Raw genomic sequence first — 19,230 nt, 5'->3', positions numbered from 1 at the left:
ACAGCGGACGGCCCGCGGTCGTCCGGCGCGCGAAAGGACTTAGGCCATGGCCGACTTGCGGAAGATTGTCATCGATGGCGCCGAGATCGAAGTCGATCCGGCGATGACCCTGATCCAGGCCTGCGAAGAGGCCGGGATCGAGATCCCGCGATTCTGCTATCACGAGCGTTTGTCGATCGCCGGCAACTGCCGCATGTGCCTGGTCGAAATCGTCGGCGGGCCGCCCAAGCCGGCGGCGTCCTGCGCCATGCAGGTGCGCGATCTGCGCCCCGGCAAGGACGGAGAGCCCCCCGTCGTGCGGACCAATTCGCCCATGGTGAAGAAGGCCCGCGAGGGCGTGATGGAGTTTCTGCTGATCAACCACCCGCTGGATTGCCCGATTTGCGATCAGGGCGGCGAGTGCGATCTTCAGGACCAGGCCATGGCCTATGGTGTCGATTTCTCGCGCTATCGCGAACCCAAGCGCGCCAATGCCAACATGGATCTGGGCCCGCTGGTCGGCACCCACATGACGCGCTGCATTTCCTGCACCCGCTGCGTGCGCTTCATCACCGAGGTCGCGGGTATGCCGGAGCTGGGCCAGACCGGGCGCGGCGAGGATGCGGAAATCACCGCCTATCTGGACCAGACCCTCGAATCGGAACTGCAGGGCAACATCATCGACCTGTGCCCGGTGGGCGCGCTGACCAGCAAACCCTATGCGTTCACCGCCCGCCCGTGGGAGTTGACCAAGACCGAAACGATCGACGTGATGGACGCCCTCGGCTCGAACATCCGGGTCGATTGCAAGGGGCGCGAGGTGATGCGGATCCTGCCGCGTAACCACGATGGCATCAACGAGGAATGGCTGTCGGACAAGTCGCGCTTTGTCTGGGACGGGCTGCGCCGCCAGCGGCTGGATCGCCCCTATATCCGCAAGAACGGCAAGCTGACCCCGGCCACCTGGCCCGAGGCGTTGTCGGCTGCGGCCGAGGCGATGAAGGGCAAGACGGTTGCGGGCCTGATCGGCGACCTGGCGCCGGTGGAAGCGGTGTTCGCGCTGAAGGAACTGGTCGAAGGGCAGGGGGGCCGCGTCGAATGTCGCACGGATGGCGCCAAGCTGCCGGCCGGAAACCGCGCCGGCTATGCCGGAACCGCCACGATCGAAGATATCGATTCGGCCCGCCACATCCACCTGATCGGCACCAACCCGCGCGCCGAGGCGCCGGTGCTGAACGCCCGTATCCGCAAGGCATGGCTGCGCGGTGCGACCGTCGGCCTGGTCGGCGAAGCGGTCGATCTGACCTATGATTATACCCATGCCGGCACTGGTCCGGGTGCCCTGACCGAACTGCTGGACCAGGATTTCGACAAGGTGAAGGACGAGCCGTCGATCGTGATCGTCGGTCAGGCCGCCCTGTGTCGCGAGGATGGCGCAAAGGTTCTGTCCATGGCGATGGCCCTGGCCGAGCGCAGCGATTCGCGCTTGCTGATCCTTCACACCGCCGCGTCGCGTGTCGGCGCGATGGACGTGGGCGCGGTGACCGAAGGCGGTCTGAGCGCCGCGCTGGATGGTGCCGGTGTCGTCTACAACCTGGGCGCCGACGAAGGCGACGTGCCCGACGGGCCGTTCGTCATCTATCAGGGCAGCCACGGCGATCGGGGCGCGCACCGTGCCGACATCATCCTTCCCGGCGCCGCCTGGACCGAGGAACAGGGATTGTTCGTCAATACGGAAGGGCGGCCGCAACTGGCCCTGCGCACCGGATTCGCGCCGGGCGAGGCCAAGGAGAACTGGGCGATCCTGAGGGCGCTGTCAGCCGAACTGGGCGCGACGCTGCCCTATGATTCCCTTGCGGCCTTGCGCCGCGCCCTGGTGAAGGCGGTGCCGCACCTCGGCGTGGTCGATGACATCCCCGAGAACGACTGGAATGCGCCGGCGCTGGAAACCGCGGATGGCCCCGATTTCGGCGTGGCCGTGCGGGATCATTACCTGACCAACCCGATCGCGCGGGCCAGCCAGCTGATGGCCGAGCTGAGCGCGAACGCGAAGGCCCGGCGCGAGGCTCCGCTGGCCGCGGAGTGAAGGCGATTCGAAAGATGTTTCCAGCATGTGCTGCCCTGGCGCTTGTCGGCTGCCAGGGGGCAAATCCCACGGTCGATCAACTGGGCCTCGTTCCGGAATACCGAAGCGTGCAGACACGCCTGCTTGACGGGGATCTGGTGAATTTTCTGGTCGAGGCGCGCGGTGCGCTGACGACACAGGATGTGACGCGGTATGCGGAATGTGCCGCGGCGCAGTATGCGCTGATTCGCGGCTATGGATTTGCGCGACATGTGCGCACGAATGTGAATGAAGAGGGTGGCGTTTGGCGCGGCGATGCTGTTTACACGATCTCGCCAGCGCTACCCGGCGGGTTGAAAACCATCGATGCCGAGGTCGTTGTGGCCCGGTGTCGTGAACGCGGCATCCCGACTGTTTGAGACGATGGGACCGAAGGGCGAGACATGATCGAGTTTTTCACTGAAACAAGCCTTGGCATCGTGCTTCTGGTGCTGGCGCAGTGCCTGTTGATCCTTGTTCCACTGTTGGTGGCGCTTGCGTTCCTGATGTATGCCGACCGCAAGATCTGGGCCGCCGTGCAGATGCGCCGTGGCCCCAACGTGGTCGGCGTTTTCGGCCTGCTGCAATCCTTCGCCGACTTCCTGAAATACATCGTCAAGGAAATCGTCGTGCCGGCCGGGGCCGACCGCGCCGTGTTCTTCATCGCGCCGATGCTGGCCTTCGTGCTGCCGGTCATCGCCTGGGCGGTGATTCCGTTCAACGAAGGCTGGATCCTGGCCGACATCAACGTCGCCATCCTGTATATCTTCGCCGTCTCGTCGCTCGAGGTGTACGGCGTGATCATGGGCGGCTGGGCCAGCAACTCGAAATACCCGTTCCTCGGCTCGCTGCGGTCGGCGGCCCAGATGATCTCCTATGAGGTCAGCCTTGGCCTGATCATCATCGGCGTGATCATTTCCACAGGCTCGCTCAGCCTGGTCGATATCGTCCACGCCCAGGATGGCGGTTGGGGATTGTTCAGCTGGTATTGGCTGCCGCACCTGCCGATGGTCTTCCTGTTCTTCATCTCTGCCCTGGCGGAAACCAACCGCCCGCCGTTCGACCTTCCGGAAGCGGAATCCGAACTGGTGGCCGGGTACCAGGTGGAGTATTCCAGCACGCCCTTCCTGCTGTTCATGATCGGTGAACTGCTGGCCGTCGTGATGATGTGCGCGCTGGTGTCGCTGTTGTTCCTCGGTGGCTGGTTGTCGCCGGTGCCGTTCCTGCCCGATGGGGTGCTGTGGATGGTGGCCAAGATGATCATGGTGTTCATCATGTTCTCCATGGTGAAGGCGATCGTTCCGCGCTACCGCTACGACCAGTTGATGCGCCTCGGGTGGAAGGTGTTCCTGCCGTTCTCGCTCTTCTGGGTGGTGTTGGTGTCGTTCCTTGCCCACTTCGAACTTTTTGGCGGTGCCTATGCCCGCTGGACCATAGGAGGCTGATCCGATGGCAAATATCGATTACGTCCGCGCCGGGAAATACTTCCTGTTGTTCGACATCTTCAAAGGGTTCGGGCTGGGGTTCAAATACTTCTTCTCGCCGAAGGCGACGCTGAACTATCCCCACGAAAAGGGGCCTCTGTCGCCGCGCTTTCGGGGCGAACACGCGCTGCGCCGCTATCCCAATGGTGAAGAGCGGTGCATCGCCTGCAAGCTGTGCGAGGCGATCTGCCCCGCCCAGGCCATTACCATCGACGCCGAACCGCGCAGCGACGGCTCGCGCCGCACGACGCGCTATGACATCGACATGACGAAATGCATCTATTGCGGCTTCTGTCAGGAGGCTTGCCCCGTGGATGCGATCGTCGAAGGCCCGAATTTCGAGTTCTCGACCGAAACCCGCGAAGAACTGTTCTACGACAAGGCCAAGCTTCTTGAGAACGGCGACCGCTGGGAAGTCGAAATCGCGCGCAACCTCGAAATCGACGCGCCTTACAGATAAGACGGGGGCGGGCCCATGGGGGCCGTCACAGACGTAAGACCGGAAAAGACAAGGGACGAGAACAGATGGGCGCCGCGGATTTCGCATTCTACCTTTTCGCCATCACGGTGGTCGTGGCCGGCCTGTTCGTGGTCGTGGCACGCAACCCGGTGCATTCGGTTCTGTGGCTGATCCTGGCGTTCCTGTCGTCGGCCGGCCTGTTCGTCCTGCTGGGGGCCGAATTCGTGGCGATGTTGCTGATCATCGTCTATGTCGGCGCCGTCGCGGTCCTGTTCCTGTTCGTCGTGATGATGCTGGACGTCGATTTCGCCGAGCTGAAAGGGCAGATGTCGAAGTACATGCCGCTGGCGCTGCTGATCGGGGTCGTGATCCTGATGCAGCTTGGCATGGCCTTCGGCGTGTGGGAACAGTCGCAACAGGCCGAGTCGCTGCGCGCCGCCGTCGCCGCCGATTACGCCACGCCCTACAACACGTCGATCCTGGGTCTGCTGATCTATGACCGCTTCCTGTTGTTGTTCCAGCTGGCCGGTCTGATCCTGCTGGTGGCGATGATCGGTGCCATCGTGCTGACGCTGCGCCATCGCACCGACATCAAGCGCCAGAACGTGGTCGCGCAGATGATGCGCGATCCGGCGGTGGCGATGGAAATCAAGGATGTAAAACCGGGGCAGGGCCTGTAAGGGTTGCCCGACACGGGAGAGTGAAGCGATGTCGAGAAACACAATTGTCGTTCTGGTGGTGGTCCTGATCATCGTGATCGGCGGATACAACTTCATCGGCTGAACCGGCCGGCCCGGACAACGATACGAAAGAGAGCCAAGGGGCAGAACATGATCGGAATCGAACACTATCTGACGGTTGCGGCGGCGCTGTTCGTGATCGGCATTTTCGGGATTTTCCTGAACCGCAAGAACGTCATCATCATCCTGATGAGTGTCGAACTCATGCTGTTGGCCGTGAACATCAACTTCGTGGCATTCTCCAGCTTTCTGGGCGATCTGGTCGGACAGGTCTTCACGCTTTTCGTGCTGACCGTGGCCGCGGCCGAGGCCGCGATCGGCCTCGCGATCCTTGTCTGTTTCTTCCGCAACCGCGGAACGATCGACGTGGAAGACGTGAACGTCATGAAGGGCTGAGCGGCGCGCCGCGACATCGCAAACGTCCGCCGGACCGGCGGATGACGAAGCAACACAGGATCTGGTTCACGTTCCCAATCGAACGCCGGACCATGACGCACGGGACGGACTGAAGGAACTCTGATGGAAACGATCATCCTCTTCGCGCCACTGGTGGGCGCCCTGATCTGCGGGTTCGGCTGGAAGTTCATGGGCGAAAAGCCCGCCCAGTGGACGGCGACCGGGCTTCTGTTCCTGTCGGCATTCCTGTCCTGGATCGTGTTCCTGACCTTTGATGGCCAGACCGAGCAGATCCACATCCTGCGCTGGATCGAATCCGGATCGTTGTCGACCGATTGGGCCATTCGCATGGACCGGCTGACGGCGATCATGCTGATCGTCATCACGACGGTGTCCAGCCTGGTGCACCTGTATTCCTTCGGCTACATGGCGCACGATGCGAATTTCGCCGACGATGAACCCTATCGTCCGCGTTTCTTCGCCTACCTGTCGTTCTTCACCTTCGCGATGCTGATGCTGGTGACGGCCGACAACCTGGTCCAGATGTTCTTTGGCTGGGAAGGCGTCGGTCTTGCGTCCTATCTGCTGATCGGCTTCTACTTCCGCAAGCCGTCGGCCAATGCTGCCGCGATCAAGGCGTTTGTCGTGAACCGTGTCGGCGATTTCGGCTTCGTGCTGGGGATCGTCGCGATTTTCCTGATGGTCGATTCCATCAACCTCAGCGACATCTTCGCCGCAGCGCCCGATCTTGCCCAAAGCGAGATGCGGTTCCTGTGGACCGAGTGGAACGCGGTCGAGGTGATCTGCTTCCTGCTGTTCATCGGTGCCATGGGCAAGTCGGCGCAGCTGTTCCTGCACACCTGGCTGCCCGACGCCATGGAAGGCCCGACCCCGGTGTCGGCGCTGATCCACGCCGCGACGATGGTTACTGCCGGTGTCTTCCTGGTCTGCCGGATGTCGCCGTTGATGGAGTTTGCACCCAACACCACCACCTTCATCGTTGTGATCGGCGCCACCACGGCCTTCTTTGCCGCCACGGTCGGACTTGTGCAGAACGACATCAAGCGCGTGATCGCCTATTCGACCTGTTCACAGCTCGGCTACATGTTCGTGGCTGCTGGTGTCGGCGTCTATTCGGTGGCGATGTTCCACCTGCTGACCCACGCCTTCTTCAAGGCGATGCTGTTCCTTGGCGCCGGTTCGGTCATTCACGGCATGCACCACGAACAGGACATGCGGAACTATGGCGCCCTGAAAGACAAGATGCCCTATACTTTCTGGGCGATGATGATCGGCACCCTGGCGATCACCGGCGTCGGCATTCCCCTGACCCACATCGGGTTTGCCGGGTTCCTGTCGAAGGATGCCGTCATCGAGAGCGCCTGGGGCGCGATGAGCGGGGCGGGCGACTATGCCTTCTGGCTGCTGGTCATCGCGGCAATGTTCACCAGCTTTTATTCCTGGCGGCTGATGTTCCTGACCTTCTTCGGCACGCGGCGCGGCGACAAGCACACCCACGATCACGCCCATGAGTCGCCCATCACCATGCTGATCCCGCTGGGGGTTCTGGCCCTGGGCGCTGTGTTCTCGGGCATGGTGTGGTACAATTCGTTCTTCGGTGACCACAATTCGGTCAACCGCTTCTTCGGCATCCCCACCCATGCCGAGGCTTCGGCCGATGTGGACGCCGAAGCTCCGGCGGACGGTGATGCCGTTGCGGCCGCCGCGGCCGAAGGTGCCGCGCGGCCGGGCGAAGGCGCGATCTATATCGCGCCGGACAACCACGTCATGGACGAAGCGCACCATGCGCCGGTCTGGGTGCGGATCAGCCCGTTCATCGCCATGCTGATCGGTCTGGGCACGGCTTTCGTCTTCTACATCCTGCGGCCCGAATGGCCCCGCAACCTGGCCGAAAACCAGCCCGCGCTGTATCGGTTCCTGTTGAACAAATGGTATTTCGACGAAATCTACGATGTGGTTTTCGTGCGTCCGACCAAGGCCTTGGGCCGGTTGCTGTGGACACGGGGTGACGGGAATGTCATCGACGGCACGATCAACGGAATCGCCATGGGCATCATTCCGTTCCTGACGCGGCTGGCCGGTCGCGCACAGTCGGGATACCTGTTTCACTATGCCTTCGCGATGGTCCTCGGGATTGCCGTGCTGATCACGTGGATGACGATCGGCGGAGGAGCCGAATAATGGACAACCTTCTTTCCATCATCACGTTCATCCCCGCGCTGGGGGCGTTGATCCTTGCCCTGTTCCTGCGCGGCGATGATGCCGCGGCGCAGAAGAACGCCAAGTATCTCGCACTGATCGCGACCACCGCCTCGTTCGTGCTGTCGCTGTTCGTGCTGTTCGGGTTCGAGCCGTCCAACACCGGCTTTCAGTTCGTCGAAGAACGCGAATGGCTGATGGGCCTGAAATACAAGATGGGCGTCGACGGCATCTCGGTGCTGTTCGTGCTGTTGACCACGTTCCTGATGCCGATCACGATCCTGGCCTGTTGGGACGTGAAGGTGCGCGTCAAGGAATACATGATCGCGTTCCTGCTGCTGGAAACCCTGATGCTGGGCGTGTTCTGTGCGCTGGACCTGGTGCTGTTCTACCTCTTCTTCGAGGCCGGGCTGATCCCGATGTTCCTGATCATCGGCATCTGGGGCGGGGCCAACCGGATTTACGCGTCGTTCAAGTTCTTCCTCTACACCTTCCTGGGATCGGTCCTGATGCTGGTGGCGATGGTCGCCATGATCACCGACGCCGGCACCACGGACATCGCGCAGTTGCTGCAGCACAACTTCTCGGCCGGCGGCTTTGACGTGCTGGGCGTTCATATCGTCGGCGGCATGCAGACCCTTCTGTGGCTGGCGTTCTTCGCGTCCTTCGCGGTGAAGATGCCGATGTGGCCGGTGCACACCTGGTTGCCCGATGCCCACGTTCAGGCGCCGACCGCGGGGTCGGTCGTTCTGGCCGCGATCCTGTTGAAGATGGGCGGCTACGGGTTCCTGCGGTTTTCGCTGCCGATGTTCCCGGTGGCCTCGGACCTGTTCGCGCCCTTCATCCTGTGGCTGTCGGCCATCGCCATCGTCTATACCTCGCTGGTGGCTCTGGCCCAGTCCGACATGAAGAAGCTGATCGCCTATTCATCGGTCGCCCACATGGGGTACGTCACGGCGGGTATCTTCGCCGCCAACCAGCAGGGGATCGACGGCGCGATTTTCCAGATGATCAGCCACGGCTTCATCTCGGGCGCGTTGTTCCTGTGCGTCGGCGTGATCTATGACCGGATGCACACGCGCGAGATCGACGCCTATGGCGGGCTGGTGAACCGGATGCCGGCCTATGCGCTGATCTTCCTTTTCTTCACCATGGCCAACGTGGGTCTGCCCGGCACCTCGGGGTTCATCGGTGAATTCCTGACGTTGATGGGGGTCTTCCAGGCCAACACCTGGGTCGCATTCGTCGCCGCCACCGGCGTGATCCTGTCGGCGGCCTATGGCCTGTGGCTGTATCGCCGGGTCGTCATGGGTGACCTGATCAAGGAATCGCTGAAGTCGATCACCGACCTGAACCGGCGCGAACGGGCGATCTTTGCGCCACTCGTCGTCATGACCCTGCTGCTGGGGGTCTATCCCAGCCTCGTCACCGACATCATCGGCCCCTCGGTCGAGGCCATGGTGTCGTCCTATCAGACCGCCGTCGTGAACAGCGCGGATGCGACCAGCGTCGCCGCTGCATCCGCCACCGGCCACTGAGACATTGAGAGAGCACCGATGACAGCTGCCGATTTCCAAACCGTCCTGCCCGAGTTTCTGCTGGCGACCTATGCGCTGGCGATCCTCATGATCGCAGTTTACGGAAGCAAGGACCGGATGGGCCCGTTTCTGACCTGGGCGACGGCCGTGGTCCTGGCCGTGTGCGGCGCGTGGATCGCGCTGCGCGGCGGCACCAACGTCGGCTTCAGCGGCATGTTCCTGGATGACGGATACTCGCGCTTTGCCAAGGCGATGATCCTGTTCTCGTCTGCCGCCGTCCTGCTGATGAGCGAGGGTTACATGACCCGGCGCAACCTGTTGTGCTTCGAATATCCGGTGCTGGTTGTGCTGGCCGTGGTCGGCATGATGGTGATGGTCAGTGCCGGCGACCTGATGGTGCTCTACATGGGGTTGGAGCTTCAGTCGCTCTCGCTCTACGTCGTGGCATCGCTGCGTCGGGATTCGATCAAGTCGACCGAGGCGGGCCTGAAGTATTTTGTCCTTGGCGCGCTGTCGTCGGGTCTGCTTCTGTATGGCTGTTCGCTGGTGTATGGATTTGCGGGAACCACCGGCTTCGCCGGTGTCATCCTCGCGGTCGGCGAAGACCAAGCGCCGCTTGGCCTGTTGTTCGGCCTTGTCTTCATCATCTCGGGCCTTGCGTTCAAGATTTCGGCGGCGCCGTTCCACATGTGGACGCCCGATGTCTATGAAGGCGCGCCCACCCCCGTGACCGCGTTCTTCGCGACGGCGCCCAAGGTCGCGGCCATCGGCCTGTTCGCCCGGGTGCTGCACGATGCGTTCGGCGGTGTCGTCGGCGACTGGCAGCAGATCGTGTCGCTGTTGTCGGTGGCGTCGATGTTCCTGGGTGCGGTGGCCGCCATCGGCCAGAACAACATCAAGCGCCTGATGGCTTATTCCTCGATCTCGCACATGGGCTATGCCCTGATCGGTTTGGCCTCGGGAACGGCACTCGGCGTTCAGGCGATGCTGATCTACATGGCGATCTACGTGACGATGAACATCGGCACCTTCGCCTTTATCCTGTCGATGGAAAAGGACGGACAGCCGGTGACCGAGATTTCGGCGCTGAACATGTATGCCAAACGCGAGCCGGTGCGCGCGCTGGCGCTTCTGGTGCTGATGTTCTCGCTGGCTGGCGTGCCGCCGATGCTGGGCTTCTTTGCCAAGCTGGGGGTGTGGCAGGCCGGTGTGGGGGCCGATCTGGTTTGGCTGGTGATCCTGTCGGCGGTGGCCTCGGCGATCGGTGCCTATTATTACCTGCGCATCGTGTTCCTGATGTATTTCGGCAAGGACGACGAAGGTCTCGATGCCGGCGGTTCGCGCGTCTTGTGGGGCATGTTGATGGTGTCGGCGGCGGCCATGGTTGTCGGTGTGGTCAGCCTGTTCGGGATCGAAGGGGCAGCGGCCGCGGCGGCGGCGACCCTTGTCAACTGAGACGGGCGCCTCTGCGGTTTGGCCCGAAGGCTATGAGCTGCTGATCCTCGACGAGATCGACAGCACCAACGCCCATGCGGCGCGCATCGCGCACGAACTGGACCGTCCGACCTGGATCATGGCGCACCGCCAAACGGCGGGCCGCGGCCGGCGCCGGCGTGACTGGAACGGTGGTGCTGGCAACCTTGCGGCGACGTTGGTGATGCGACCGGGGGGCGTGGCCGGTTGGGCCGCACTGCGCACCTTTCTTGCCGCGAACGCCTTGTTTGAGGCCTTGGCGATGTCGGTTGACCGCACCAGGCTGGCCAAGAAATGGCCCAACGACGTGTTGCTGGACAACGGCAAGGTGGCTGGCATCCTTCTGGAAAGCGCCAGCAGCGGCGGTCAGATCGATTGGCTGGCCATCGGCTTTGGCGTCAATCTTTCGCAGGCGCCGGATTTCCCGGATGCCGATTTCCCCCCAGTCAGTCTCGCGGGACAAGGCGGGCAATCCATCGACCCCGCGTCGTTTCTGACCCGGCTGGCCGGCTTCTATGCCACCGAGGAGATGCTTCTCGAACAGATGGGTTTCGATCACCTCCGCGAGAAATGGCTGCGTCACGCCGCGCGCCTGGGCGAAGTCATCACGGCTCGCATCGGCGCGCACGAGGTTTCCGGGCGTTTCGTGACCGTCGACGACGCCGGACACCTGGTGCTGGACACCGATGAAGGCCGCACCACGATTTCCGCCGCCGACGTCTTTTTCTGAGGGGCAGACGGCATGCTTCTGGCCATCGATTGCGGCAACACCAACACCGTCTTTTCCATCTGGGACGGCGCTGAATCCGTCGCCACCTGGCGCACCTCGACCGAATGGCAGCGGACCGCCGATCAATATTACGTCTGGCTGATGTCGCTCATGGCGTTTCGCCGCATCGAGGTCGAGATCACGGCCGTCATCATCTCGTCCACCGTGCCGCGCGTGGTGTTCAACCTGCGTGTCCTGGCCGACCGCTATTTCGCCTGCCGCCCGCTGGTCGTGGGCAAGCCCGATTGCCTGTTGCCGATCGATGTGCGTGTCGATCAGGGCACCGCCGTGGGACCGGACCGACTTGTAAACACGGTCGCGGGACACGATCTGTTCGGGGGTGACCTGATCGTCGTCGATTTCGGAACGGCCACGACCTTTGACGTGGTGGACAGCGACGGCGCCTATATCGGGGGCGTGATCGCGCCGGGCGTGAACCTGTCACTGGAAGCGTTGCACCATGCGGCGGCAGCGTTGCCCAACATCGACATTTCCAAGCCCCAGAAGGTCGTCGGCACCAATACGGTGGCCTGCATGCAAAGCGGCGTTTTCTGGGGTTACATCGGTCTGGTCCGCGAGATCTGCAACCGCATCAAGGCAGAGCGGGACCGGCCGATGAAAATCGTATCAACAGGCGGGCTGGCGCCTCTGTTCCAGCAATCCGAGGCGTTGTTCGACGCCTATGAAGACCAACTCACGATACACGGCCTGACCGTGATTCATCGCTATAACAAGGAAAACCAAAGCGTATGAGCACCAAGCATCTGATTTACATGCCCCTCGGCGGCGCCGGGGAAATCGGCATGAACTGTTACGTCTACGGCTACGGGCCGAAGGGCAGGGAACGCTATATCCTGGTCGATGTCGGCGTGACCTTCCCCGACATGGACGGCTCGCCCGGCGTCGATCTGATCTTTCCCGACGTTCAGTGGATTTCCGACCGGGCCGACCGCCTGGACGCGATCTTCATCACGCACGCCCACGAAGATCACGTCGGCGCCATCGGCCACCTGTGGCACCGTTTGCGTGCGCCGGTCTATTGCCGGGCCTTCACCGCGCTGCACGCAAAACGCAAGATGGAAGAACAGGGGCAGAACCCCGAGAACATCAACGTCGTCGGCGCCTGGCCCGAAACCACCAAGGCGGGCGATTTCAAGGTCGGTTTCGTTCCGATCTCGCATTCGATTCCCGAAAGCTCGGCCCTAGTCATCGACACGCCCGAAGGCCGGATCGTCCATACCGGCGATTTCAAGCTGGATCATTCGCCGGTGGTGGGCGAAGCGTTCGATCCGAAACTCTATGCCGACATCGCCAAGGACGGCGTGCTGGCCCTGGTCTGCGATTCGACCAACGTGTTCTCGGGCCACGCGGGCCGTTCAGAGGCGACGGTGGGCCCCGAGATCACCAAGCTGATTTCGTCGCAAAAAGGCATGGTCGTCGCCACCACCTTTGCGTCCAACGTGGCGCGGGTGAAAACGCTGGCCGAGGCGGGGATCGCTGCGGGCCGTTCGGTCTGTCTTCTGGGCCGGGCGATGCAGCGCATGGTGGCCGCGTCGATGGAATCGGGTGTGTTGAGCGAATTTCCCCACACCGTCAGCGTCGAGGAAGCACGCGACATCCCGCGCCAATCGCTGATGCTGATCGTCACCGGATCGCAGGGCGAACGCCGGGCGGCATCTGCGCAACTGGCGCGGGGCAAATACCTGGGCCTGTCCATGGATGACGGCGACACGTTCCTGTTCTCGTCCAAGGTCATCCCCGGCAACGAACGCGGCGTGATCCGCATCATCAACGCCTATTCGGAAATGGGCGTGGACGTGGTGGATGACAACGACGGGATGTACCACGTCTCGGGTCATGCCAACCGCCCCGATCTGCTGGAGATGCAGAACATCGTGAACCCGCAGATCGTCGTGCCGATGCACGGCGAACACCGCCATCTGCGCGAACATACGAAACTGGCCGCGCAGGCCGGGCGTGGGTCGGTTCTGGCGCCCAACGGCACCTGTATTTCGCTGTCGGGCAATGAACCGAAGGTAGTGGAATACGTCGAAACCGGACGCACCTATCTTGACGGCTCGGTCCTGATCGGCGCGCTGGACGGGGTGGTGCGTGACCGGATCCGCATGGCGTTGAACGGCCATGTGATCGTGACGCTGATCATGGATGAGAACGACGATCCGCTGGGTGATCCGTGGGTCGAGATCATGGGCCTGCCCGAGATCGGCCGGTCGGGCAGCCCGGTTGTCGACGTGATCGAGGCAGATCTGGCCCAGGCGGTGAACCGCGCGGCGAACAAGGTATTGCTGGACGATGCCAAGCTTGACGACATGCTGAGCAAGACCGCCCGCCAATCCGCCAACAACGAGATAGGCAGGAAGCCCGAGGTCACAGTGGTCGTCAGCCGTCTGAGCTGATGCTGAACCACTATGGCGACATTCTGGACCGGATCGTCGAACCGCCCCTGTGGTTCGACGAACACGGCGTGCCGCGCTGGTGCGCCTTCGCGCCGGACGGACGGCGAACATCTATGCCCAGGAATGCGCGCTGGCGGAAATCGCCTGTCAGGGATGCGGCCGGCTGTTCCGGGTTGCCGTGTCGGAGTTGAACCTGCGCGACGCGCTTTTTCCCGATGGCAAGCCGCGCACCTATCTCTCGGTTCTGATCCATCGGCGAACCCTGAATTACGGCGATCCGCCCAATGTGCAATGCTGCGCCGCAGGGGCCAGCATAAGCAGCGTGCCGATCCGCGTCATTGAATATTGGTTCAGACCGGTCGTCCGGGACGAAGGCATTACGTTCGACACACGGCTCGGTCGCAAGACGGTCACCGGGCCGGGCGCCATGGACTGGACCCGCGATCCAAAGTTCGAGGTTTCGCTTGTTGCCGAAAAACGGAACAATACGCGCGCGCAACGCTTTCATTCCATGACACAGTTCGATGTCATGCCGAACACAAAGAAGGAGACCGAGATGATCAAGAAACATGGTTCCGCGAAATGGTCTGGCGGTCTGAAGGACGGCAAGGGCCAGGTATCCACCGAATCCGGTGTGTTGTCTGACCAACCCTATGGTTTCAACACGCGCTTCGAGGGCAAGGCAGGCACCAATCCCGAAGAGCTGATCGGTGCGGCCCATGCGGCCTGCTTTTCCATGGCGCTCAGCATGATCCTGGGTCAGCACGATCTGAAGGCTGACGACATCTCGACCAAGGCGACCGTTTCCCTGGTTGAAGAAGATGGCGGCTTCGCGATCGACAAGATCCATCTGGACGTGACGGCCAAGATTCCCGGCGCGACGGAAGAGCAGTTCGAGGAGGCAACCAATGCCGCAAAGGCCGGTTGCCCGGTGTCCAAGCTGGTGACGGCAGACGTCACCATGGATGCGAAACTGGGCTGATGAAGATCGGATTGGCGGTGGGAACAGAGCTTGCGCCGCCAGTCCATTCCAGTTCAACGTTAACGAAAATCGCCGGACGCAGTTATGCGTCCGGCGATTTTTTCTTGGATCAACAGTGCCGCTGAGGGCGCGCGCCGATCAACCGGCGCGCCGCTCTTCAAAGCTTTTGGCGATGAAGTCGGGCAGGTGATCGCCCATGCCCACAACACGTTCATCCCGACCACGGCTCTGGCCTTCACCGCCCTGCTGGTCGCGATGCCCGCCCCGCCGTCCGCCACGGCTGCGCGACTTGTCGTCTTTCGGTTTTGCCGTATCGCTCGTGTCGGGTGCGGCCACCGCGGCCGGAGTTGCCGCTTCGATCTTCGGCTTTTCCTCGACCGCCTCGGCAGCTTTCGGGGTAACCGGTTCGCTGGGCGTGGTTTCGGGCGCCTTACGGGTGCGGCTGCGGGTGCGACGCTCGGGCTTGGGCGACTGCTTGGTCTCCGGCTCGGCCTCGGCCGTCGGGCTTTCCGGCTGGCCCAGCGGGTTGTCGAGACGCGGAACCTCGCGCGCGATCAGGGTTTCGATGTCGGCAAGGTTCTTTTCATCCGAGGGAACGCAGATCATCATGGCCTTGCCATCGCGACCCGCCCGGCCGGTGCGGCCGATCCTGTGAACGTAATCCTCGGCGTGCGAGGGCACGTCGAAGTTGAAGACGTGGCTGACGGCGGGAACATCCAGACCACGGGCCGCCACGTCGGAGGCGACAAGGAACCGCAGATCGCCGGCGCGAAAGCCGTCCAGCGTGCGGGTGCGTTGCGACTGGTCCAGATCGCCATGGATCGGCGCCGCGTCATAGCCGTGCTTGACCAGCGACTTGGCCACGGTGTCCACGTCCATCTTGCGGTTGCAGAAGATGATCGCGTTGGTGCATTTCGCGCCCTCGGCGTCGATCAACGCGCGCAGAACGTTGCGTTTCTCGGCGGCCTGGCGATCTTTGCGGGACGCGCGGAACATCACGACGCCCTGTTCGATGTTCTCGGACGCGGTGGCCTGCCGTGCCACTTCGATCTTTTCGGGCGACGACAGGAACGTGTTGGTGATACGTTCGATTTCCGGCGCCATGGTCGCCGAGAAGAACAGCGTCTGACGGGTGAAGGGCGTCAGTGCGAAGATCCGTTCGATATCGGGGATGAACCCCATGTCCAGCATCCGGTCGGCTTCGTCCACGACCATGATCTTGACGTCGTTCAGGATCAGCTTGCCGCGTTCCTGGTGATCCAGCAGACGGCCGGGCGTCGCGATCAGCACATCGACGCCCTTGTCGATCAGAACATCCTGTTCCTTGAACGAGACGCCACCGATCAGCAGAGCCTTCGTCAGCTTCACATATTTTGAGTAGGTGTCGAAGTTTTCGGCCACCTGCGCGGCCAGTTCGCGCGTCGGGCACAACACCAGCGATCGGGGCATGCGCGCCTTGGCGCGGCCGCGGGCAAGGGCGTGGATCATCGGCAACACGAATCCCGCCGTCTTGCCGGTGCCGGTCTGGGCGATGCCCAATACGTCGCGCCCCGCAAGGGCGGCGGGAATCGCGCCCGCCTGAATTGGTGTGGGAGTTTCGTATCCCGCTTCAAGAACAGCCTTGAGGATCTTGGGATCGAGGTTCAGATCGGAAAATTTTGTCATTCGGTTCCGTAGGTTAACGGACCGATTTGTGGGCCCGTGCGTCTGGTTTGCGCGGCCCGGATGGCCCATTGAATCCACGATCGTAGAACGCTGCGCCCGTGGCTACTGCATCGGCGGCGGCGGGTCAACTTTGGTTGCGCGAAATGGGGGAAAACAGCGCAATTTGCGGGTTATTTTCCAATACCTTCGCCAATCATGGCCGGATCAGACCATCATTTCCTTGGTCGCGGTCAGGGTCACGTCGGGAAAGTCGCGTTCGATGCGGTCGATGTCCCATTGCAGCCGCGTCAGATAGACGATGTCGCCGTTGTTGTCTTCGGCGATGTGGCTCTTGTTGACGTTGACGAATTTTTCGACCGCGGCGCGGCTGCCCGACACCCACCGGGCGGAGGTGAACTGTGACGGCTCGAAGCGCACCGGCAGGCCGTATTCCAACTCGATCCGGCTGGCGAGCACCTCGAACTGCAAGGCGCCGACGACGCCGACGATGAAGCCTGAACCGAGCATCGGCTTGAACACCTTCGCGGCGCCTTCTTCGGCGAACTGGTGCAGCGCCTTGTCGAGATGCTTGGATTTCAACGGATCGCCGGCGCGGCAATTCTGCAGCAACTCGGGCGCGAACGACGGGATCCCGGCAACGCGGATCTCCTCGCCCTCGGTCAGCGTGTCGCCGATGCGAAGCTGGCCGTGGTTGGGAATGCCGATGATGTCGCCGGCCCAGGCCTCTTCCGCCAATTCCCGGTCCGAGGCCAGGAACAACACCGGGTTGCTGATGGCCATCTGCTTCTTGGTGCGCACATGGGTCAGCTTCATGCCGCGCGTGAAATGGCCCGACGCCATCCGCACGAATGCCACGCGGTCGCGGTGCTTGGGATCCATGTTCGCCTGCACCTTGAAGACAAAGCCGCAAACCTTTGTTTCGTCGGGCGAAACCTGGCGCGGCACAGCGTTCTGGGGTTGCGGACGGGGGCCGAATTCGCCGATGCCGTCCATCAGCTCCCGGACGCCGAAGGAATTGATGGCCGAGCCGAACCAGATGGGCGTCATCGTGCCATCCAGAAACGCCTGCCGGTCGAATTCGGGCAACAGGGCGCGCGCCATCTCGACCTCTTCGCGCAACGTCTCCAACAGGTGTGGCGGCACGTGCTGCGCCAGTTTGGGGTCGTCCAATCCTTCGATGCGGATCGATTCGGCAACCTTGTTTCGGTCGGCCCGGTCCATCAGGTCCAGGCGGTTGTGCAGCATGTCATAACAGCCCAGAAAATCGCGACCCACACCGATGGGCCAGCTTGCCGGTGTCACGTCGATGGCAAGGTTTTCCTGGATTTCGTCGATGATCTCGAACGTATCACGGCTCTCGCGGTCCATCTTGTTACAGAAGGTCAGGATCGGCAGGTCGCGCAGGCGGCACACCTCGAACAGCTTGCGGGTCTGGCTTTCGACCCCCTTGGCACCGTCGATCACCATCACCGCCGCGTCCACCGCCGTCAGCGTGCGATAGGTGTCTTCGGAAAAGTCGCTGTGGCCCGGTGTATCCACCAGGTTGAAGCGAAATTCGCCGAAATCGAACGACATCGCCGAGGCGGAAACCGAGATGCCGCGGTCCTTCTCCATCTGCATGAAGTCGGACCTTGTCCGCCGCGCCTCGCCCTTGGCGCGCACCTGTCCGGCCATCTGGATCGCGCCGCCGAACAACAGGAACTTTTCGGTCAGCGTCGTCTTGCCCGCATCGGGATGCGAGATGATGGCAAAGGTCCTGCGGCGCGCGATTTCGGGCGGCAGGTCGGATGAGTTTGAGGTGCGGTCCAGCATTGCGCGGCTATAGAACAGTGGCGAGAGTGTTGCAATGGAGCGATTTTTTCACACCGATCCGAAATCTGATGGCGCGGTGCCACGCTTGCGCATCATAAGGCGGAATGCCGCGATTCTGGCCCGGCATTTCACCTCTTGGAGACGATCATGCGTTACAGTATCCCCGCCGCCCTCTGCGGATTTTTGGCCCTGACCGCCTGCGGCGGAAGCAGTGTCGATAACGACAGCTATGCCAGCCGGTTCGCGGAGGGCGAAGCCCTCGTGCGCCTTCTGAACGAGCAAACCGGCCAAAATTATTCGGATCCGGCCAACCTGCCCACCAGTGGTGGCGCGGAATACGACGGTGTCGTTGCTGCGGAACTGCCCGGCGTGGGCAGTGAAACGACGACCGTCGTCGGCGATCTGGAACTGCGGGCGAACTTCGCCAACAGCACGGTCGGCGGAACCATGGACGATTTCGTCGAGGAAGACGGCACGCGATATACTGGTGCACTGATCGTCGCCGACGGTCCGATCCGGCGGAATATCAATCCCGACGTCGACTATACCTTCTCAAGCGCTGTCAACGGACGGCTGGCCGGCAACAACCAGACCTATGATGTCAACGGTCAGCTGGAAGGTGATTTCTATGGCGCCAACCAGGGTTTCGTCGGGGGTGAAGTGATCGGCAACGTCACGTCGAACGGCCAACGCGCGCCATTCCTCGGCGAATTCGTCGGAAGACGATAACACCCATGCGATCATGCCATGGCCGGGCGTCACGCTTGACCATGGCAGCGGCCACACGAGATAGAGGACCAGTGAGGGGTGGAATGGACCTGAAAACGATCGCGGAAACTCTTGTCGCCGCGTGCCGCGCCCATCGCGAGTCAGACCTTCTCGATACGATCTATGCCGCCGACGCCGTGTCGGTGGAAGCGGTGGCGCCACCGGGTGGCGATGCCGTGACCGTGGGTCTTGACGGGATCCGGGCCAAACACGCGTGGTGGAACGAAAACGTGGACGTGCACAGCAGCAGTGTCGAAGGACCGTTTACCCATGGCGACGACCGGTTTGCGGTGATCTTTGAAGTGGACTCGACGATGAAAGACAGCGGCACGCGCAGCACGTTCAGGGAAGTTGCCGTCTATACCGTCAAAGACGGCAAGATTGTGCGCGAGCAGTTCTTCTATTCCGTCTGACGTGCCCGCC

The 19,230-nt window shown here is 62.3% G+C and carries 17 protein-coding genes; 15 read left to right on the top strand and 2 right to left on the bottom strand.

Annotated elements, in window-relative coordinates; all coding sequences use genetic code 11:
• The first annotated feature begins 46 nt into the window (after window positions 1–46).
• From nuoG to CFP68_RS01655, 13 genes are all read left to right on the top strand, one after another.
• Window positions 47–2,065 carry an NADH-quinone oxidoreductase subunit NuoG gene (gene nuoG / locus CFP68_RS01715; RefSeq protein ID WP_099823793.1) on the top strand — a complete coding sequence of 673 codons (2,019 nt, stop codon included), beginning with the start codon at window positions 47–49 and terminating at the stop codon, window positions 2,063–2,065.
• 14 nt (window positions 2,066–2,079) lie between these two features.
• The gene (locus CFP68_RS01710) at window positions 2,080–2,463 is read left to right on the top strand and encodes a hypothetical protein (protein WP_241523910.1); all 384 of its coding nucleotides are present in this window, start codon (window positions 2,080–2,082) and stop codon (window positions 2,461–2,463) included.
• A gap of 24 nt (window positions 2,464–2,487) precedes the next feature.
• Window positions 2,488–3,528, top strand: a complete 1,041-nt coding sequence (gene nuoH / locus CFP68_RS01705; RefSeq protein WP_099823791.1) for an NADH-quinone oxidoreductase subunit NuoH — start codon at window positions 2,488–2,490, stop codon at window positions 3,526–3,528.
• A gap of 4 nt (window positions 3,529–3,532) precedes the next feature.
• On the top strand, window positions 3,533–4,027 hold the full coding sequence (nuoI, locus tag CFP68_RS01700; RefSeq protein WP_099823789.1) for an NADH-quinone oxidoreductase subunit NuoI: 495 nt from the start codon (window positions 3,533–3,535) through the stop codon (window positions 4,025–4,027).
• A 65-nt stretch (window positions 4,028–4,092) separates the two neighbouring features.
• On the top strand, window positions 4,093–4,707 hold the full coding sequence (locus tag CFP68_RS01695) for an NADH-quinone oxidoreductase subunit J (protein WP_099823787.1): 615 nt from the start codon (window positions 4,093–4,095) through the stop codon (window positions 4,705–4,707).
• Between the two features lie 150 nt (window positions 4,708–4,857).
• Window positions 4,858–5,163 carry an NADH-quinone oxidoreductase subunit NuoK gene (gene nuoK / locus CFP68_RS01690; RefSeq protein WP_099823785.1) on the top strand — a complete coding sequence of 102 codons (306 nt, stop codon included), beginning with the start codon at window positions 4,858–4,860 and terminating at the stop codon, window positions 5,161–5,163.
• 123 nt (window positions 5,164–5,286) lie between these two features.
• Window positions 5,287–7,365: an NADH-quinone oxidoreductase subunit L gene (gene nuoL, locus CFP68_RS01685; protein WP_099823783.1), complete on the top strand. Its 2,079-nt coding sequence runs from the start codon at window positions 5,287–5,289 to the stop codon at window positions 7,363–7,365.
• A complete protein-coding gene (locus tag CFP68_RS01680) occupies window positions 7,365–8,921 on the top strand; it encodes an NADH-quinone oxidoreductase subunit M (RefSeq protein ID WP_099823781.1) in 1,557 nt (518 codons plus the stop codon). The genes nuoL and CFP68_RS01680 overlap by 1 nt, the downstream gene beginning before the upstream one ends.
• Before the next feature lie 18 nt (window positions 8,922–8,939).
• Window positions 8,940–10,376 (top strand): NADH-quinone oxidoreductase subunit NuoN, encoded by a 1,437-nt coding sequence (nuoN, locus tag CFP68_RS01675; protein WP_099823779.1) that lies wholly within the window; start codon window positions 8,940–8,942, stop codon window positions 10,374–10,376.
• Window positions 10,366–11,124 (top strand): biotin--[acetyl-CoA-carboxylase] ligase, encoded by a 759-nt coding sequence (locus CFP68_RS01670; protein ID WP_099823777.1) that lies wholly within the window; start codon window positions 10,366–10,368, stop codon window positions 11,122–11,124. The genes nuoN and CFP68_RS01670 overlap by 11 nt, the downstream gene beginning before the upstream one ends.
• Before the next feature lie 12 nt (window positions 11,125–11,136).
• On the top strand, window positions 11,137–11,916 hold the full coding sequence (locus CFP68_RS01665; protein ID WP_099823775.1) for a type III pantothenate kinase: 780 nt from the start codon (window positions 11,137–11,139) through the stop codon (window positions 11,914–11,916).
• The gene (locus CFP68_RS01660) at window positions 11,913–13,580 is read left to right on the top strand and encodes a ribonuclease J (RefSeq protein WP_099823772.1); all 1,668 of its coding nucleotides are present in this window, start codon (window positions 11,913–11,915) and stop codon (window positions 13,578–13,580) included. Before CFP68_RS01665 ends, CFP68_RS01660 begins: the two co-directional genes overlap by 4 nt.
• 556 nt (window positions 13,581–14,136) lie before the next feature.
• On the top strand, window positions 14,137–14,562 hold the full coding sequence (locus CFP68_RS01655) for an OsmC family protein (RefSeq protein ID WP_099824187.1): 426 nt from the start codon (window positions 14,137–14,139) through the stop codon (window positions 14,560–14,562).
• A 138-nt stretch (window positions 14,563–14,700) separates the two neighbouring features.
• Here the strand turns inward: CFP68_RS01655 and CFP68_RS01650 are convergent, their stop codons facing one another.
• The gene (locus tag CFP68_RS01650) at window positions 14,701–16,227 is read right to left on the bottom strand and encodes a DEAD/DEAH box helicase (protein ID WP_099823770.1); all 1,527 of its coding nucleotides are present in this window, start codon (window positions 16,225–16,227) and stop codon (window positions 14,701–14,703) included.
• 204 nt (window positions 16,228–16,431) lie between these two features.
• Window positions 16,432–18,039, bottom strand: a complete 1,608-nt coding sequence (locus CFP68_RS01645; RefSeq protein WP_099823768.1) for a peptide chain release factor 3 — start codon at window positions 18,037–18,039, stop codon at window positions 16,432–16,434.
• A 147-nt stretch (window positions 18,040–18,186) separates the two neighbouring features.
• Here CFP68_RS01645 and CFP68_RS01640 point away from each other — a divergent pair, with 147 nt between their 5' ends.
• Together CFP68_RS01640 and CFP68_RS01635 are read left to right on the top strand one after the other, a co-directional pair.
• Window positions 18,187–18,768: a hypothetical protein gene (locus CFP68_RS01640; RefSeq protein ID WP_099823766.1), complete on the top strand. Its 582-nt coding sequence runs from the start codon at window positions 18,187–18,189 to the stop codon at window positions 18,766–18,768.
• Between the two features lie 83 nt (window positions 18,769–18,851).
• Window positions 18,852–19,220, top strand: coding sequence for a nuclear transport factor 2 family protein (locus tag CFP68_RS01635; RefSeq protein WP_099823763.1), 369 nt, complete (start codon window positions 18,852–18,854; stop codon window positions 19,218–19,220).
• Window positions 19,221–19,230 lie beyond the last annotated feature (10 nt).

Source organism: Oceaniglobus indicus (assembly GCF_002751875.1).
GTDB lineage: Bacteria > Pseudomonadota > Alphaproteobacteria > Rhodobacterales > Rhodobacteraceae > Oceaniglobus > Oceaniglobus indicus.
This window is presented reverse-complemented; position numbering and strand designations above follow the sequence as displayed.

What these genes read in the sequence shown, in the direction of transcription:
- nuoG (WP_099823793.1), top strand. Translation starts at nt 47, where the DNA reads ATGGCCGACTTGCGGAAGATTGTCATCGATGGCGCCGAGATCGAAGTC.
- CFP68_RS01710 (WP_241523910.1), top strand. Translation starts at nt 2,080, where the DNA reads ATGTTTCCAGCATGTGCTGCCCTGGCGCTTGTCGGCTGCCAGGGGGCA.
- nuoH (WP_099823791.1), top strand. Translation starts at nt 2,488, where the DNA reads ATGATCGAGTTTTTCACTGAAACAAGCCTTGGCATCGTGCTTCTGGTG.
- nuoI (WP_099823789.1), top strand. Translation starts at nt 3,533, where the DNA reads ATGGCAAATATCGATTACGTCCGCGCCGGGAAATACTTCCTGTTGTTC.
- CFP68_RS01695 (WP_099823787.1), top strand. Translation starts at nt 4,093, where the DNA reads ATGGGCGCCGCGGATTTCGCATTCTACCTTTTCGCCATCACGGTGGTC.
- nuoK (WP_099823785.1), top strand. Translation starts at nt 4,858, where the DNA reads ATGATCGGAATCGAACACTATCTGACGGTTGCGGCGGCGCTGTTCGTG.
- nuoL (WP_099823783.1), top strand. Translation starts at nt 5,287, where the DNA reads ATGGAAACGATCATCCTCTTCGCGCCACTGGTGGGCGCCCTGATCTGC.
- CFP68_RS01680 (WP_099823781.1), top strand. Translation starts at nt 7,365, where the DNA reads ATGGACAACCTTCTTTCCATCATCACGTTCATCCCCGCGCTGGGGGCG.
- nuoN (WP_099823779.1), top strand. Translation starts at nt 8,940, where the DNA reads ATGACAGCTGCCGATTTCCAAACCGTCCTGCCCGAGTTTCTGCTGGCG.
- CFP68_RS01665 (WP_099823775.1), top strand. Translation starts at nt 11,137, where the DNA reads ATGCTTCTGGCCATCGATTGCGGCAACACCAACACCGTCTTTTCCATC.
- CFP68_RS01660 (WP_099823772.1), top strand. Translation starts at nt 11,913, where the DNA reads ATGAGCACCAAGCATCTGATTTACATGCCCCTCGGCGGCGCCGGGGAA.
- CFP68_RS01655 (WP_099824187.1), top strand. Translation starts at nt 14,137, where the DNA reads ATGATCAAGAAACATGGTTCCGCGAAATGGTCTGGCGGTCTGAAGGAC.
- CFP68_RS01650 (WP_099823770.1), bottom strand. Translation starts at nt 16,227, where the DNA reads ATGACAAAATTTTCCGATCTGAACCTCGATCCCAAGATCCTCAAGGCT.
- CFP68_RS01645 (WP_099823768.1), bottom strand. Translation starts at nt 18,039, where the DNA reads ATGCTGGACCGCACCTCAAACTCATCCGACCTGCCGCCCGAAATCGCG.
- CFP68_RS01640 (WP_099823766.1), top strand. Translation starts at nt 18,187, where the DNA reads ATGCGTTACAGTATCCCCGCCGCCCTCTGCGGATTTTTGGCCCTGACC.
- CFP68_RS01635 (WP_099823763.1), top strand. Translation starts at nt 18,852, where the DNA reads ATGGACCTGAAAACGATCGCGGAAACTCTTGTCGCCGCGTGCCGCGCC.